The sequence below is a fragment of the gamma proteobacterium symbiont of Scutellera amethystina genome (assembly GCF_059730845.1).
The window spans coordinates 220,286-236,664 of record NZ_AP035936.1; the positions used below are offsets into that span (position 1 = coordinate 220,286).

Consider the following 16,379-nt stretch of genomic DNA (forward strand, 5'->3'; position numbering starts at 1 on the left):
TGCCGGTAAATTTTTCCCGTTGCGCTAATAGCTTAGTGTTTATTTAAGAATTATGACTGTGAATATATTACAGCCATAATTTATCAGAGCATGATTTAACGTTCAGGCTGGCAGAGTTTTATCTTTAATTAATGCTGCGTTATCCAGGACTATTCTTGTTGAGTGTAAATCTTTGTCAGTGCTAATTTGCTGAAACCCATCTGCTCCTCTTTCCAGAGACCACTTATGCAACCACGTATCACGCATCTTGATGGCATGCGCGGATTAGCGATCCTGCTGGTGATTGCTTATCACGCCTATGCCCGCTGGCCCGAACTGTTGCCGTATGCCGCCACTACCCAGCATATTCCGCTGCTGGCATTTGGCTGGGTCGGCGTGCAGTTGTTTTTTATGATCTCCGGCTTTGTCATATTTATGACGCTGGATAAATCGTCCGGCTACCTCAGTTTTCTCAAAAAACGCTGGCTGCGCCTGTTTCCGGCGATGCTGATAGCCAGTCTGCTGCTGTACGTTGCCGGCGGCTTTTTTCCGGAGTGGTCGCTGATGACACCGGAAAGCCGCAACCTGCTGCCCGGCCTGATCTTTGTTAATCCTGAAACGCTGACGCAACTGACCGGCATTGAATTCCGCTCCATGGCCGGATCGTTCTGGTCTCTCTATGTTGAAGCGCTGTTTTATCTGATTATTGGCGCGGTTTATTTTACCTTTGGACGTAAATATTGTCTGCCGGCGCTGATTGTGCCGATGTTATTACTTTCCGCCTCATCGGTATTGAAATCACTCGGCCATCCATTATTAATCGATGTAATTTCAAAATTCGGTTTTATTCACTATGCCTGGTTTATGGTCGGCTGTCTGGTTTATGAACGTCTGCACGGGCGCGATAAACGTTATCACTACGCGCTGACCGCGCTGGCCTTGCTGATTAATTTCAGCTACTACGTTAAAAACAGCGGCGTGGTCGCCGTGGTGCCGCTGTTACTGGTAATGCTGTTTTTTATCGCCAGCTTTTATTCCAGACAGATTGAGCGCTGGCTTTCCCTGCGCTTTTTCACCGCCATCGGATTTGTCAGTTACGCCCTGTATCTGATTCATGAAAATTTAATGATCGCGATATTGATAAAGCTTAATGGCTATATCAAAAATGAAGCGGTGATGACGATGCTGCCGGTGGTGGTGGCCAGCGTACTCTATTATGTTGCCTGGCTGATCAGCAAATATGCCGAACCGGCGCTGCGTAATGCGCTGAAGTGGAAGCGGCAGCCCGCGCCGCAGGCGGGCAGCGGGCTGTAATCGCGCGGGAGCCAGCGCTCCCGCGTACGCTGTTACACATCCAGCCGGTGAATGACGTTCACAAACTCGTGTACGCCACTGTTGATTTCCCGCAGGCTGCGCGACAGCACGCTGATCTTCTCCTGTTCGGTCACCACAAATTGCCTGACCTCATCCAGCTGCTGATACATCTGCTGGATCAGGTCGGCATTTTGCTCCACGACCAAGGAAATCTGTTTGGTGGCGCTGGCGGTCGAGGCCGCCAGGCGGCGCACTTCACCTGCCACCACGCTGAAGCCACGTCCGGCCTCGCCAGCGCGTGCGGATTCGATGGCGGCATTCAGTGCCAGAATGTTGGTCTGTGAAGCAATCAGGTTGATGGTTTCCACCACGTCGCTGATGCTCCTGGCCGAGGCGGTGAGTTGCGCGCCAATTTCGGCGGCGGCATTCACCTGCTGCGCCACCAGTCCGGAGTTACGCACCGTTTCGTCCAGCACTTCATTAGCGTTATCGGTAATTTGTGAGGTCTGCTCAGAGGTGGTTAGCGCGATATCCGCCACGCGCTTTGCTGCCTCGACGCGCGCGGTGATATCCGAGGCGATCTTAATCACTTTGTAGACCTTACCATCGCCGTCAAACACCGGGTTGTAGCTCGCCTCCAGCCAGATGCGCTCGCCGCTGGCGGTCTTACGCTCAAAGCGACCGACAAAATGCTGACCGTTGCCGATTTTGCGCCAGAAGTCCGGATTCTCGCGGTAAAAATTGTCGAAGCAGAACAGGCGATGATGCTGGCCGGTAATGGCTGGCAGGGTATAGCCCATGTGGGTGAGGAAGTTGGCGTTGGCGGTAATGATGTGACCGTCCGGCGTGAATTCAATCACCGCCATCGAACGGTCCAGCGCCGTTATCACCGCCTCTTTATGTTCCAGCTCCTGATGACGCGCAGTGATGTCGCTCGCGACCTTGATCACTTTGTACACTTTGCCGCGCTCATCGCTCACCGGAAAATAGGTCGCGCTGAGCCAGAAGCGCTGATGCTGCTTGTTGAAACGCTCAAAAATGCCGTTCACCGATTCGCCGGCGGCCAGCGTTTGCCAGAAGGCGTAATAGTCGGAAGACTGGCTGTAAGCAGGGCTGCAGAAAATCCGGTGATGCTGTCCCTGAATTTCATGCAGCTGATAGCCGGTGACCTGTAAAAATTGCGCATTGGCGCTGAGGATTTCACCGGCCGGTGAAAACTCAATCCACGCAACATGCTGCTTTATCGCTTCAATATCCTTAGCAATGTCGCCACTTTTGGCAAATGGCAGAGAAAGGCTCGATTTTTTCACCCCGAACATGAGAGACCTCAGGCGCTTGGTATGCTGTTGAACGAAATGCAGGCGCAGATGCGCGCGTGCTAACGCATTCGGCGCGTCCAGTGGACGGCACCGCATGATTTCCCCGGTTGTCCATTACAGCCGTGCCACAGGCACAGGCTGCTGTCTCGCTGCGCACCGATGTGCGCAGGTGGGGTGTGTAATGGTGTTACCTGCCTGATGTTGTTACAGCGCAAGCTGAAAGCTGTTTTTGCTATGCAACTTTGATTATCGACCGTGGCGTTAAAAATGTGAGAAAAAAGTGATCAACGGCGCGCGCGCGGGTAAGAAAAGTGTCCAGCGGACTTGTTAAAAGATGCATGTTAAATGTATGTTAATGCCCGAGACGTGACGCAATCAACGCCCGATGACGGGTTGGAGAAAAATCACCATGACGACCGCGCTGTGCCAGCTGTTAAAACTGCAGTATCCGCTGATTCAGGCACCGATGGCCGGTGTCGCCACGCCGCAGCTGGCCGCAGCGGTATCCAATGCCGGGGCGCTGGGATCGATTAGCGTTGGCGCGGTGACACCGCAGCAGGCGGCAGAAATGATTGCCCACACCCAGGCGCTGACGCGTGGCCCGATCAACGTCAACGTATTTTGTCACGCGCCGGCAAGGCGGGATGCCGCGCGCGAGGCGGCGTGGATCAGCCGGTTCAGCCCGCAGTTTGCGCAGTACCAGACGGCGCTGCCGCCGGCACTAACGGAGATCTATCAGAGCTTTTTGCACAATGAGGCGATGCTGACGGTGCTGGAGCAGGCGCGGCCGGCGGCGGTCAGTTTCCATTTCGGCATTCCCGATGCCACGGCCATCGCCCGGCTTAAACAACGTGACATTGTCACGCTGGCGACCGCCACCAGTCCGCAGGAAGCGCGGGCAGTTGCGCGCAGCGGTATCGATATCATTGTGGCGCAGGGCTATGAAGCCGGTGGCCATCGCGGCCATTTTGATCCGGGCGCGCCAGACCAGCAGCTTTCGACCGTTGCGCTGGTGCAGGCGATTCGTCAGCACACCGCGCTGCCGGTGGTGGCAGCGGGCGGCGTGATGGACGGTGCCGGCATCGCGACGATGATGAAACTGGGTGCCAGCGGCGTTCAGCTCGGTACGGCGTTTGTGCTGTGTCCCGAATCGGCGGCCAGTGCGGCCTATCGTCGCGCGCTGCTGGCGGCCGGCGAGCGTGGCACGGTAATGACGGCGTCGATCTCCGGGCGTCAGGCGCGCTGCGTGCGCAACGCATTTTGTGAATTGTGCCATGACGTAACGCCGGAGGAGATTCCCGACTATCCGCTGACCTATGCGCTGGGAAAAGCCCTGGCGGCAGCGGCGGCTGCGCACGGCGAGGACGGCTTCGGTGCCCAGTGGGCCGGTCAGGGCGTGGCGCGGGTGCGCGCGCTGCCGGCGGCACAGCTGGTGGAGACGCTGATTGCAGAGTGGCAGCAGGCATAAAGCAGGCTGCTGCCACATAGTGTGTAACGTTACAGGCCGAGCGCGCGCGTTACCGCTTCCGGCATTGACGGGCGCCCATTGGCGAGGCAGGTGGCGACAAACGTGGCCTCGGCATACACCACGCCGTCGACCTTGATTTGCTGCACGAAGTTCACGCGGTTGCGCTTCTCATTCTGCTCCAGCGCGCAGGTGACTTCCACCTTATCGCCTTTCACCAGGCTCTTGCGGAAGCGCAGCGTGTACTCCAGCACCATGTAAATCTTGCCCTGACTGAACTCTTCTTCAATGTCGATACCCAGCGCCTCGCGCATGTAAGCGTGGCGCGTCCACTCCATGTAAAACGGGTAGTACAGCCCGTCGACCACGCCCTGAAAATCGATATGGCTTTCATCTACGTCATAGTGCTTTACGAACATTTTTGCATCCTGATAAGCGCGTTATGCGGTGAGGCAATGGGTATACCGCAGAATGACGCCGCGGGAAAACGGCAAGATGTTGCAAAGTAATTCCACTGTCGCCTGACGGAATGAATGCTGGTATTTTCCCGTGCTGCAGCAGAAACTGACAGCTGCATCACATATCCATAATCAACTGGCTACCTTTTTGTGACAAATCACGCAGCCCGGACACATTTTTCTGCGCAGGGTCGCGCGGCCAAACATAATGGTTTTACTATGTACACACATGTTGTACAGAGTAAAACAACAACACTGGCCGATTTGCGTTAAGCCATGACTCTGTGAGGAACTCTATGTCTGACAAGATAACCCGCGCGGCCGCTGTGCCCGATATTGAGCAGCAGACCGTAAAACGCGTCATCTGGCGCATTCTGCCGTTCCTGATCGTCTGCTATCTGATCGCCATTATTGATCGCGGCAACATCGGCATGGCGTCCCTGCAAATGAATGAAGACCTCGGGCTGAGCAAAGCGGTGTTTGGCCTGGCCAGCAGCCTGTTTTTTGTTGGCTATTTTCTGTTTGAGGTGCCAAGCAACCTCGCGATGCAGAAGATTGGCGCCAAAATCTGGATTTCGCGCATCATGGTGACCTGGGGCATTGTCTCGGTGTGCACCGCGTTCGTCAGCAGTGCGGAAATGCTGTACGTGCTGCGCTTTCTGCTGGGCGCTGCCGAAGCCGGCTTCTTTCCCGGCGTGATCCTATATTTGACTTACTGGATTCCGGCGAAATATCGCGCGCGCGTGATTGCGACCTTTATGGTGGCGATCCCGGCAGCCAACTTTATTGGCTCGCCGATCTCGGGCGCAATCCTGACGATGGACGGCTGGTTCGGCCTGCGCGGCTGGCACTGGCTATTTATCATCGAAGGATTCCCGGCGATTGTGCTGGGGGTGCTGGCTTTCTTCCTGCTCAGCAACCGTCCGGAAAATGCCCACTGGCTGACCAGCGAACAGCGCAACTGGCTGAGCGGCAAACTGGCTGAAGAGAATGCCCAGCGTAAAGCAATTGGTCATATCACCCTGTGGCAGCTGCTGCGCCACAAGCATATCTGGGTGATGGCGCTGATTTACGCCGGCGCGTCGGCAGCGGGTTCGACGCTGAGCGTCTGGTCACCGCAGCTGCTGAAATCATTTGGTCTGGATAACTTCACCACCGGTTTGATGAATGCGATTCCGTACGGTCTGGCATCGATTCTGATGATTGTCTGGGGCCGCAGCTCTGACCGCAGCGGTGAGCGTCGCTGGCACACCGCGCTGACGCTGTTCCTGATTGCCGGTGGACTGCTGGCGGCGTTCCTGACCGATACGCTGGCGGGCAGCGTGGTGATTCTGTCACTGGTGCTGATTGGTGCCTACTCGATGAAAGGGCCATTCTGGGCGCTGGCCTCGGGCTGGATGTCCTCAACCACCGCTGCGGCCGGTCTGGCTGCTATCGGCGCGATGGCCAACCTGATTGGTGGTGGGCTGATGGTGAACGTTTACGGCATCATCAATGAGAAAACCGGCAGCCATGCGATGGCGATGATTCCTCTGGCGCTGCTGTGCGCGGCGGGCGGCATTGCGGTATTGCTGATGGGACGCAGCAAAAAGCTGCACGTTGAAGCGGAACAGCCGGTGGCCAGCACCGGGAAATAATCTCATGAGCCTGTGCCAGGGAGGGCACGCATCTGGCTCATCACGTCTGACGTTATCCTGCTTTCATCCTTTAAAACAGCCGTTTCCCGATGCGCCACAGGCACACCGGGAAACGCGGCGTTATTATCTCTGCTCAGCGCTGCGCTGGCGCCACGGATCTTTCACCATGGCGACCGCCAGTGCGCCAATCATCAGGACTGCCGCCACCGCCAGCAGCGCCCACATAAAGCCGCCGGTAGACTGACGCACATAGCCGATCAGCGACGGGCCGAAGAAGCCGCCGAGATTACCAATCGAGACAATCATAGCTAAGCCGCCTGCCGCGGCATTGCCGGTCAAAAAGCCGGAAGGCAGCGCCCAGAAGGAGGCCTGAAACGCCAGAATACCGCTGACGGTGCAGCACAGTGCCAGCATTTTGATCACCGGCGCATCGCTCAGCGCGCTGCACATCAGGGCTAAGGCGGCGATCACCAGCGCGCCGCTGATCCAGCGAATACGGTGCGCTGATGCATTAGCGCGGCGCGCCCACAACAGCATGCTCACGGCACCGCAGACATAGGGCAGCGCGGCAAGAAAGCCGGTTGCCGTATGGCTCACGCCGAGCTGTTTAATGATCTGCGGCATCCACAGTCCCACGCCGATCGAACCCACAATGCCGCAAAAGTTAATAAACGCCAGCAGATACAGCAGTGGATTGCGCAGCGCGTCGCGCATCTGGGAACCGTGCGTTGCCGCGATTTGCTGTTGCTCATCGGCCAGTCGCCGGCTCAGCAACTGCTGTTCACGCGGCGCCAGCCAGCGCGCTTTCTCCGGCCGGTCGCTCAGCACAAACAGGCACATAACACCGAGGATCACCGCCGGTAAGCCCTCAATCAACAGCAGCCACTGCCAGTTACGGATATGCTCATGGCCGGTGATCTGCATCAGCGCGCCGGAAATCGGTGAGCCGATGATATTGGCCACCGGAATGCCGACCAGGAACGCGGCGGTGATTTTGGCGCGCCAGCTGCCGGGGAACCAGTAGGTAAAGAACAGATAGATGCCGGGGGTAAAGCCGGCCTCTGCTACGCCGAGACAGAAGCGCGCAACGGCAAAGCTGACGGGGCCGCTGATGAACGCGGTCGCCATCGAAATCAACCCCCACGAAATCATGATGCGCGCGATCCAGATGCGCGCTCCCACTTTTTGCATGATCAGGTTGCTGGGAATTTCAAACAGGAAATAGCCGATAAAAAACATGCCTGCGCCGAAGCCAAACTGTTCGGCGGTGATGCCGAGATCGGCGTTCATGCCCAGCGCGGCAAAGCTGACGTTGGTGCGGTCAAGGTAGCTGACCACGTAACAGATAAAGATAAACGGCAGAATGCGACGAAAGGCTTTGGCGGCCGCCTGCTCACTGTCCTGGAAATCCTGTTCGCTGAGCGTTTCATGGCGGGGTGGCACCGCAGCCGGCTGAGCCGGCGCAGGGCTGGATGTTGAGTGCAGGGTCATAGTAATCTCCGGTGCGTTCGGATGACGCAGAGTTGTAGTCAGAGAAACGAGGTATCGATGGCCGGCAACGCGCGGCCTGGCGTGTTCTGGGTGCAGGTCAGGATGCTGCCGCTGACCGATTCGGTGATAAACAGCTGGTTAAGGCCGGCCCCGCCGAAGCACAGGTTGGTGGTGGAGCGACCCAGCGGACTGAGCAGAATTTCTTCCGGTTCAGCCAGATCGTTAAGACGCCAGACGCGCCCCAGGCCGGGATTGGCGATCAGCAGTTCACCGCGCTGATTGATGGTCAGCCCGTCCGGCCCGCTGGGTCCGTGCGAGGTAAAGAACAGTCCGACTTTGCTCACCGAACCATCCGCCAGCAGCGGCACGCGCCACACGCAGTTGCCGCGCGTCATCGCCACGTAGAGGATTTTCTCATCCGGCGACAGCACCAGGCCGTTCGGGCTCGGGCAGTTATCCAGCAGCAGATCCAGCCGGCCATCCGGAATGAGCCGATAGACGCGTCCGCTGGCATCGTGCAGCCCGGTCTGGCCCTGATCGGTAAAATAGAGATTGCCGCGACTGTCAGGCGTTAAATCGTTGACGCCGCGAAAGCTTTCGCTATTACGCCGCGTCAGCCACGGCGTGATAGTGGCGCTGCTGATTGACAGCTTCATCAGGCCGTTACGGTAATCGGTGATGATCAGCGTGTCCGGATCGGTCAGCTTCATGCCGTTGGGCTCACCGTCATACTGCACCACCAGCTCCCAGTTGCCGCTCATATCAACGCGAAAGATGCGGCCATAGGGAATGTCGGTGACATACAGACAGCCGGAGGGATGCCACACCGGGCCTTCGAGAAAGGAGTCGGTAAGCTGACCGCCGCGATTGGCGGCAGCCCAGACATTGCCGGCGTCCGGCCGGCGAAACGCTTCCGGCAGGCGCGAAAACAGCGTTAACTCGCGCACCTCCGGTACGGTGAGCACGGTCATGATACCGCCTCCTGCTCCTGCAGAACCTGCAACGCGTTGCGCGCGGCACCGGTGCCCATGCGCACGTAAGCATCGTCGCTCACGCCACCAATGTGCGGCGTAATAATCACGTTGTTGAGCGACTGCCACAGATGCGGTGCAGTCAGCGGCTCGCTGGTGAAGCTGTCCAGCCCGGCGGCACGCAGCGTGCCGTTTTGCAGCGCGGTCGCCACCGCCTGATCGTCAATCAGTCCGCCGCGCGCGGTGTTGACCAGAATCGCGCCAGGCTTAAAACGGGCGAGGGCGGCCGCGTTGATCATCTGGTGATTGCTGTCCGTCAGCGGACAGTGCAGCGACACCACATCGGCACGGCTGTACAGTTCATCCAGTGATTCAACCACTTCACAGCCAGCCGGCAAGGTTTGCGCATAAGGATCGTAGGCCAGCACCTGCATACCGAAGGCCTGGCCGATGCGCGCCACGCGGCTGCCGATGGCACCCAGACCGACCAGGCCGAGCGTGCGTCCTTCCAGCTCCAGCGATTTATGCTGCGCTTTATCCCAGTGTCCGTCGCGCATCCGGCGGTCCAGCTGCGGCACGGATTTAGCACAGGCGAGGATCAGCGCCCAGGCATGCTCCGACACGGCAGCGGCATTGGCACCCACTGCCGCGCGGACCGCAATCTGGCGTTCCGCCGCTGCCTGCTGATCGATAACGTCAATACCGCTGCCGTGCTTGGAGATCACGCGCAGCGCCGGCGCGGCGTCCATGATGCGCCCGTTGATTTTGCCGTAGCGCACAATGATCGCCTGAGGATTATGGCGCTCGCACAGCGCGATCAAATCGGCTTCCTGCGGCTGGCGTCCGGCATAAATCAGCTGATAGTCCTGCAGCAGCTCGACGGCTTCAGCAGCCAGGTCGCTGCCGGTGATGAGGATAGTTTTTACGTTGCTCATTACAGCGATTCTCCTTCTGCTAACATACCCGCCGCGCGCAGGGCACCTTCCAGCCAGCCCGGACGTAAATCGCCCTGCTTAATACCCGCGATGCGGCGCGTTTCGGCGTCCAGCTTCTTCGCCGCCAGGGCAATGATGCGTTCCACATCCTGTTTAGCGATCACCACCACGCCATCGGCATCGCCGACCACCAGGTCGCCCGGCTCAATCGACGCACCGGCCACCGACACCGGATGGTTAACGCGTCCGGGAATACTTTTGGTGGGGCCGCTTGGGTTGAGGCCGGCCGCAAACACCGGATAGCTGCCCTGCGCGAGGGCGTCAGCATCACGCACCGCGCCATCAATGATGATGCCGGCGATGCCGGACGCTTCGGCCTGGGTTGCCATGATTTCACCCAGCAGCGCGCAACTGATGTCGCCTTTGCCGTCCACCACCAGCACATCGCCCGGCTGGGCGATAGCCAGCGCCGCGTGAATCGCCAGGTTATCGCCCGGACGCACTTCCACTGTGATGGCCGGCCCGGCGACTTTCATCTGCGGCGACAGCGGTTTAACGCGGCCATGCAGGGTGCCGCGACGACCGGCGACATCGGCCAGAATCGCCGCCTGGAATGCGGCGGCCTGGCTGACGGACAGGGCGCTGACGCGCTCGATGTTGCGGTTGATCAGGTTATTTGCAGACACAGACATAATTCACCTCGTGGTTTGTTTTACCTGGTACAACAATGTTGTACAATATAAAACAACTATATCGACGATCTGACGCCGCATGCCAGTGTTACGAAGGTGTTTGTGATGTAAACACGATGTGACTCACAGTTTTCAGGTACACTCAGGACGGCACAAATCAGGAGGAAAAAATGGGAAATGAAGGCGTTAATGCGGTGGAGAAGGCGTTGTCGCTGCTGGATTGTTTTAAGCCGGGCGAAGAGAGCCTGTCGCTGACTGCGCTGTCGCAGCTTTCCGGCTATCACAAAACCACTGTCTATCGTCTGATGAACTCGCTGGAAAGGATGGGCTATGTGGTGCGCAGTGACAGCGGTGTCTACACGCTCGGCCCGCGTCTGTTATACCTCGGCAAGCTTTATGAGCAATCATTCCATCTGGCCAGCGTGGTGCAGCCGGAATTGCAGGCGCTGGCAACGGCGACCAACGAGAGCGCCAGCTGGTACGTACTGGATAACGGCCAGCGTCTGTGCCTGTTTCGTGCTGAATCGTCTGATGGCCTGCGTCATACGCGCCTGCCGGGGACAATTTTTCCGCTCGATAACTCAGCCATCAGTAAGGTGCTGCGTTTCTGGGGCATGAATGAAAATCTCTTCGATGCGCTGCCGTCGCTGCCAATATTTAGCTCAGGCGCGCGCGATCCGCACATCGCGGCCTTTGCCGTGCCGGTATTCGCCGAAAATGATCGGCTGACCGCTGCGCTGGCGCTGACCGGCCCGGTTTCGCGTCTGACGCTGAATCGCAAAGATGAAGAGTTAGGTGTGTTGATGCGCGAAGCGGCTGCACGCCTGTCAGCCAAACTGGGCGCGCGCAAAGCATTTTGTGATGCGGTTTATGCGGCTAAGTAAGGCTGCGCATTAATCACTCACCGGCGGGCCAGCAGGCCTGCCGCACTCCTTCGGATTTTTCAAAGCAACACCTCAGTTAATGCTGTTTTCCCTGCTGCGCTAAGCCCGGTATACCTTGCGGAAACCAATTAAACGCTGGCAGGCATCATGAGCACCCATACCCGCATCCGCAAATTCAACACCAAAGATACCTATCCTAATCAGTCGCTGGACAACGACCTGTGTCAGGCAGTGCGCGCCGGCAACACCGTTTACGTGCGTGGCCAGATTGGCACCGACTTCGAAGGCAACCTGGTGGGGCTGGGCGATCCGGCAGCGCAGGCCGAGCAGGCGATGAAAAACGTGAAGCAACTGCTCGAAGAAGCGGGCAGCGACCTGTCGCACATCGTGAAAACCACCACCTACATCATCGACCCGCGCTATCGCGAGCCGGTGTATCAGGTGGTGGGCAAGTGGCTGAAAGGCGTGTTTCCCATCTCCACCGGTCTGGTGATCTCGGGACTGGGCCAGCCGCAGTGGCTGATGGAGATCGACGTGATTGCGGTGATCCCCGACGACTGGCAGCCGCAATAAGGAGCGCCGCATCATGACGTTATCGATTGTTGGACGCTGTGCGAAAACCGGCCAGCTGGGCATTGCGGTCAGCTCGTCGAGTATTGCGGTCGGCGCACGCTGTCCGTGGCTGCGCGCCGGTGTCGGCGCGGTCTCCACGCAGAACATCACGCTGCCGGCGCTGGGCCCGCGCATTCTTGATCGGCTGAGTCAGGGCGAGACGGCGCAGCAGGCGCTGCAGAGCGGCCTTGCCAGCGATGACTTTTTTGATTATCGCCAGCTTACGGTGCTGGCGGCCGACGGCAGCAGTGCCTGCTTCAGCGGAACGCACACGCTGGGGGTGAATCACGCGCTGTGCGGCAGCGACTGCGTAGCGGCCGGTAATTTGCTGGCGAATCCCGAGGTGATTGCGGCGATGGTCAGCGCGTTTACGCAGCAGCCGGGCGAACTGGCCGCACGGTTAATCGCAGCCATGCAGGCCGGGATGGCCGCCGGAGGTGAAGCCGGGCCGGTTCATTCGGCGGCGCTGGCAGTGGTGGGCGAACCGTCGTGGCCGCTGGTTGATCTGCGCGTTGACTGGACGGAGGGCGATCCCATCGCAGAACTTCATCAGCTGTGGCTGGCCTATCAGCCGCAGATGCAGGATTACCTGACGCGCGCGCTCAATCCCACGCTGGCACCCCGTTACGGCGTGCCGGGTGATGAATAAGCGTGAGGAGACGCGATGCTGACCAGCCGTAACCTGCTCGAACATCTGGTGGCTTTCGACACCACCAGCCGCGAATCCAATCTCGCGCTGATCGATTTCTGCTGGCGCTACCTCAGCGGGCTCGGCGTGACCTGTGAACTGATGCACAACGCAGAACGCAGCAAGGCCAATCTCTATGCGCGGCTCGGGCCAGCCGGCAGCGGCGGGGTGATGCTATCGGGCCACAGCGATGTGGTGCCGGTTGATGGCCAGACGTGGACGGTGCCGCCGTTTGCGCTCACCGAACGCGACGGCAAGCTGTACGGACGCGGCACGGCAGACATGAAAGGCTTCCTCGCCTGCATGCTGGCCGCCGTGCCGCATTTTATCGCCCAGCCGCTGCGTCAGCCGCTGCATCTGGCTATCTCCTATGACGAAGAGGTGGGTTGCCTCGGCGTGCGCTCGCTGGTGGAGGCGCTGGCGCAGCGCAGCGATCGACCGGCGATCTGCCTGATTGGTGAGCCGACAGAACTGCGTCCGGTGCTGGGCCACAAAGGCAAGCTGGCGATGCGCTGCGAAGTGCAGGGCGCGGCCTGCCACTCGGCGTACGCGCCGCAGGGCGTCAATGCGATTGAATACGCCGCGAAGCTGATCCAGCGCTTGACCGTCATCGGTGAACGTCTGGCGACGCCGGAACGACAGGATGCGCGCTTCGATCCGCCGTTTACCACCGTGCAAACCGGGGTGATCCACGGCGGACGCGCGCTGAACATCGTGCCTGACGCCTGCAGTTTTGATTTCGAAGTACGCACGCTGCCGCAGGAGGATGCGCAGCAGGTGGCAGAGGAGCTGGTGGCGTATGCGCAGCAGACGCTGGAGCCGCAGATGCGCGCGGTGCAGCCCGCCAGCGCCATCCGCTTCTCGCCGCTCAGCGCCTATCCCGGGCTGGATACCGCCGCGCACAGTGCCGCGGCACAGCTGATTGCCCGGCTGAGCGGCAGCGACAGCTTCAGCACCGTGGCGTTTGGCACTGAAGGCGGACTGTTTGCCGCCGCCGGCATCCCCTGCGTGGTGTGCGGTCCCGGCAGTATGGAGCAGGGCCATAAGCCCGACGAATTTATCACCCTCGCACAGCTGGACGCCTGTGACAGCCTGTTACGCCGGCTGGCGACCTGGATGTGCGAATGAACCCGCGACGAGCCACCCCGTCCGAATCCGGAGATTGTATGGTCAGTGCAGAAGTAACCCCGTTTCCGCAGCCGCTGTCATCGGCGCCGCATAAGGCCAACGTGGCGGTGCAGCTGGATGGCGTCCTGAAGCGCTTTGGTGATGCCATCGCGCTGCATAAAATTTCTCTCACCATCCATGAAGGTGAGTTCATTACGCTGCTCGGCCCGTCCGGCTGCGGCAAAACCACGCTGCTGAACCTGATGGCCGGCTTTGCCGAAGCCGACGGCGGTGAGATTTTTATCGATGGCGACCTGGTAACGGAAATCCCGCCTTATCAGCGCGAGATCGGCATCGTGTTTCAGAACTACGCGCTGTTTCCGCACATGACGGTGGAGAAAAACGTCGGCTACGGCTTGCGTATGCGCGGCGTGCCGAAAGCGGAAATCGCCGAGCGGGTCGGGCAGGCGCTGGCATTGGTGAAGCTGGCAGGTTACGGCCAGCGCAAGCCGCGTGAACTGTCCGGTGGGCAGCAGCAGCGCGTGGCGCTGGCGCGTGCGCTGGTGATTCGCCCGAAAGTGTTGCTGCTGGATGAGCCGTTCTCCGCACTGGACAAAAATTTGCGGTTATCCATGCAGGTCGAGCTGAAAGCGATTCAGCGCAAACTCGGCGTGACCACGGTCTTCGTCACCCACGATCAGGGTGAAGCGCTGAGCATGAGCGACCGCGTGGTAGTGATGTCGGCCGGTCACGTGCGCCAGATTGGGCCGCCGGATGAGATCTATCGCCGCCCGCAGGATCCGTTTGTCGCCGGCTTCGTCGGTGACGTCAACATACTGCCGGGCCGCTACGCCGGCCGTGACACCAGCGCGCTGCTGGAGCTGGGCGGCAACACGCTGCGCCTGCCGGCCAAACGGGTGCAGGCCAGCGTCGGCGACCGGCTGGATGTGTATGTGCGTCCGGAAAATGTGCAGCTGGCGCCGCTCGGTCCGCAGGCGCTGCTCAGCGCCACGGTGCTGACGCACGTGTTTCAGGGCGATCACGTTGACGTGCATCTTGATATTCCGGCGCTCGGCAGTGCGTCGCTGTTTGCCCGTCAGTCCGGACTGGAGGCGCTGACGCGCTGGCCGGTCGGCAGCGTGGTGGGGCTGACGTTTGATGACGAGGGCGTTTGCGCCTTCGCCAGTGACGCACAGGGATAACGCATGGCAACGGAAACCATGACGGCGATCATCGCCGCGCAGCCGGGTGACGCAGACGTACTGACTGCGGTGCAGCGCCCGGTGCCGCAGCCGGGACCGGGCGAAGTGCTGCTGCGCGTCGTCAGTGCAGGGGTTAACCGGCCCGATATTCTGCAGCGCAACGGCATGCCACCGCCGCCAGGCTGCAGCGATATTCTCGGGCTGGAAGCGGCGGGCGTCATCGTTGCGCTCGGCGCAGGCGTCAGCGAACTGCAGCCGGGCATGGCGGTGATGGCGCTGCTGAGCGGCGGCGGTTATGCACAATACTGCGTGGCGCGCGCCGACCTGTGCCTGCCGGTGCCGGACACGCTGCCGCTCAGCCACGCGGCGGGGTTTCCCGAAGCCGCGTTTACCGTCTGGCACAACCTGTTTGAGCTGGGGCGTCTGATGCCGGGCGACAGCGTGCTGATTCACGGCGCGGCCAGCGGCGTGGGCACGCTGGCGATCCAGTGCGCCCAGGCTTGTGGCGCGCGGGTGATTGCCACCGCCGGCGGTGCGGAAAAAATTGCCGCGCTGCAGCAGCTGGGCGTGTGGCGCGCCATCGATCGCCATAGCGAAGATTTTGTGGCGGTGATTCGAACGCTGACCCGGGAACGCGGTGTGGATGTGGTGCTGGATAACGTCGGCGGTGACTACATTGCGCGCAACCTCAGCGTGCTGGCAGCGGGCGGGCGGCACGTCAGCCTCGCCTTTATGCAGCGGGCCACGGTGGAGATCGATTTACAGTTGATCATGCGCAAAGGCTTAAGCCTGACCTCTTCCACGTTGCGACCGAAAAGCGCGGCGGAAAAAGCGCGTCTGGCGCAGTGCGTGCGCGCCCATCTGCTGCCTTTACTGGCTGCCGGGCGCATCACGCCGCGCGTGCATCAGCGATTGCCGCTGATGACCGCCGCGCAGGCGCACCGCATCCTTGAAGCCAATGCCAATATCGGCAAAGTGCTGCTGCTGCCAGATGCGGAGGCTATGCCATGATGGAACTCTATTACGCCTCTACCTCGCCTTACGTGCGAAAAGTAATGGTGTGCGCCCAGCTGCTGGGTCTGGCGCCGGAGATCACCCTGCTGGCGTCGGCGGCGCACCCCATCGAGCGCGATGCGCGCATTGCCGCGTTTAATCCGCTGGCTAAAGTGCCGGCGCTGCGCACCGAACAGGGACTATGTTTATACGACAGCCGGGTGATCTGCGAATACCTTAACCAGCGCGCCGCGGGCCAGTTGCTGCCGGCAGACGGCGAGGCACGCTGGCTGTGCCTCACGCGCCAGGCGCTGGGTGATGGGCTGCTGGACGCCGCGCTGCTGGCGCGCTACGAAACCAGCGCTCGTCCGCTGGAAAAGCAGTGGTCAGCGTGGCGCGATGCGCAGCTGACCAAAGTGGCGGCTGCGCTGGCGGCCATTGAGCAGCAGGCGGAGGCGTTCAGCCGCACGCCCGACGATCTCGGGTTGATCGCCATCGGCTGCGGATTGGGCTACCTCGACTTCCGTTTTGCTGAACTCAACTGGCGCGCCACGCATCCGCAGAGCGCCGCCTGGTTTGCCCTCTTTGACGCGCACCCGGCGATGGCCGCGACGCGCCCACACCTGTAACGG

Annotated in this window: 16 protein-coding genes; 10 read left to right on the forward strand and 6 right to left on the reverse strand. The window is 60.2% G+C overall.

All coding sequences use genetic code 11. From position 1 onward, the window contains the following. Nucleotides 1-225: 225 nt before the first annotated feature. Complete coding sequence (locus AC6I79_RS21080; RefSeq protein WP_136545543.1) at nucleotides 226-1,293, forward strand: acyltransferase family protein; 1,068 nt, start codon at nucleotides 226-228, stop codon at nucleotides 1,291-1,293. Between the two features lie 32 nt (nucleotides 1,294-1,325). Here AC6I79_RS21080 and AC6I79_RS21085 read toward each other — a convergent pair whose 3' ends face one another. Next, nucleotides 1,326-2,612, reverse strand: a complete 1,287-nt coding sequence (locus AC6I79_RS21085) for a methyl-accepting chemotaxis protein (protein ID WP_498027863.1) — start codon at nucleotides 2,610-2,612, stop codon at nucleotides 1,326-1,328. Between the two features lie 409 nt (nucleotides 2,613-3,021). Here AC6I79_RS21085 and AC6I79_RS21090 point away from each other — a divergent pair, with 409 nt between their 5' ends. Further along, the gene (locus AC6I79_RS21090; RefSeq protein WP_264444558.1) at nucleotides 3,022-4,080 is read left to right on the forward strand and encodes an NAD(P)H-dependent flavin oxidoreductase; all 1,059 of its coding nucleotides are present in this window, start codon (nucleotides 3,022-3,024) and stop codon (nucleotides 4,078-4,080) included. Nucleotides 4,081-4,109: 29 nt separating this feature from the next. Here the strand turns inward: AC6I79_RS21090 and AC6I79_RS21095 are convergent, their stop codons facing one another. Beyond that, nucleotides 4,110-4,496: an acyl-CoA thioesterase gene (locus tag AC6I79_RS21095; RefSeq protein ID WP_021509508.1), complete on the reverse strand. Its 387-nt coding sequence runs from the start codon at nucleotides 4,494-4,496 to the stop codon at nucleotides 4,110-4,112. Between the two features lie 335 nt (nucleotides 4,497-4,831). Between AC6I79_RS21095 and AC6I79_RS21100 the strand changes: the two genes are divergently transcribed. Beyond that, nucleotides 4,832-6,172 (forward strand): MFS transporter, encoded by a 1,341-nt coding sequence (locus tag AC6I79_RS21100; protein WP_021509507.1) that lies wholly within the window; start codon nucleotides 4,832-4,834, stop codon nucleotides 6,170-6,172. A 123-nt stretch (nucleotides 6,173-6,295) separates the two neighbouring features. On the opposite strand, the gene AC6I79_RS21105 is transcribed toward AC6I79_RS21100, so the two are convergent. The 4 genes from AC6I79_RS21105 to AC6I79_RS21120 are packed head-to-tail and all read right to left on the reverse strand — an operon-like array spanning nucleotide 6,296 to nucleotide 10,261. Next, entirely contained in the window at nucleotides 6,296-7,663 is a 1,368-nt protein-coding gene (locus tag AC6I79_RS21105) for an MFS transporter (RefSeq protein WP_058775064.1), read from the reverse strand. A gap of 38 nt (nucleotides 7,664-7,701) precedes the next feature. Continuing rightward, nucleotides 7,702-8,634 (reverse strand): SMP-30/gluconolactonase/LRE family protein, encoded by a 933-nt coding sequence (locus AC6I79_RS21110; RefSeq protein ID WP_498027864.1) that lies wholly within the window; start codon nucleotides 8,632-8,634, stop codon nucleotides 7,702-7,704. Beyond that, nucleotides 8,631-9,569, reverse strand: coding sequence for a hydroxyacid dehydrogenase (locus AC6I79_RS21115; RefSeq protein ID WP_498027865.1), 939 nt, complete (start codon nucleotides 9,567-9,569; stop codon nucleotides 8,631-8,633). The genes AC6I79_RS21110 and AC6I79_RS21115 overlap by 4 nt, the downstream gene beginning before the upstream one ends. After that, nucleotides 9,569-10,261 carry an RraA family protein gene (locus tag AC6I79_RS21120; protein WP_021509503.1) on the reverse strand — a complete coding sequence of 231 codons (693 nt, stop codon included), beginning with the start codon at nucleotides 10,259-10,261 and terminating at the stop codon, nucleotides 9,569-9,571. Before AC6I79_RS21120 ends, AC6I79_RS21115 begins: the two co-directional genes overlap by 1 nt. 170 nt (nucleotides 10,262-10,431) lie before the next feature. On the opposite strand from AC6I79_RS21120, the gene AC6I79_RS21125 reads away from it, so the two are divergent. From AC6I79_RS21125 to AC6I79_RS21155, 7 genes are all read left to right on the forward strand, one after another. Next, nucleotides 10,432-11,145, forward strand: coding sequence for an IclR family transcriptional regulator (locus tag AC6I79_RS21125; protein ID WP_021509502.1), 714 nt, complete (start codon nucleotides 10,432-10,434; stop codon nucleotides 11,143-11,145). Nucleotides 11,146-11,292: 147 nt separating this feature from the next. After that, nucleotides 11,293-11,718 (forward strand): RidA family protein, encoded by a 426-nt coding sequence (locus AC6I79_RS21130; protein ID WP_021509501.1) that lies wholly within the window; start codon nucleotides 11,293-11,295, stop codon nucleotides 11,716-11,718. A gap of 13 nt (nucleotides 11,719-11,731) precedes the next feature. Further along, on the forward strand, nucleotides 11,732-12,406 hold the full coding sequence (locus tag AC6I79_RS21135; protein ID WP_058758805.1) for a DUF1028 domain-containing protein: 675 nt from the start codon (nucleotides 11,732-11,734) through the stop codon (nucleotides 12,404-12,406). Between the two features lie 15 nt (nucleotides 12,407-12,421). Next, a complete protein-coding gene (gene argE / locus AC6I79_RS21140) occupies nucleotides 12,422-13,573 on the forward strand; it encodes an acetylornithine deacetylase (protein ID WP_498027866.1) in 1,152 nt (383 codons plus the stop codon). Between the two features lie 38 nt (nucleotides 13,574-13,611). Next, nucleotides 13,612-14,754 carry an ABC transporter ATP-binding protein gene (locus AC6I79_RS21145; RefSeq protein ID WP_394521905.1) on the forward strand — a complete coding sequence of 381 codons (1,143 nt, stop codon included), beginning with the start codon at nucleotides 13,612-13,614 and terminating at the stop codon, nucleotides 14,752-14,754. 3 nt (nucleotides 14,755-14,757) lie between these two features. Next, nucleotides 14,758-15,765 carry an NAD(P)H-quinone oxidoreductase gene (locus AC6I79_RS21150; protein ID WP_058775059.1) on the forward strand — a complete coding sequence of 336 codons (1,008 nt, stop codon included), beginning with the start codon at nucleotides 14,758-14,760 and terminating at the stop codon, nucleotides 15,763-15,765. Beyond that, on the forward strand, nucleotides 15,762-16,376 hold the full coding sequence (locus AC6I79_RS21155; protein WP_058775058.1) for a glutathione S-transferase: 615 nt from the start codon (nucleotides 15,762-15,764) through the stop codon (nucleotides 16,374-16,376). Before AC6I79_RS21150 ends, AC6I79_RS21155 begins: the two co-directional genes overlap by 4 nt. Nucleotides 16,377-16,379 lie beyond the last annotated feature (3 nt).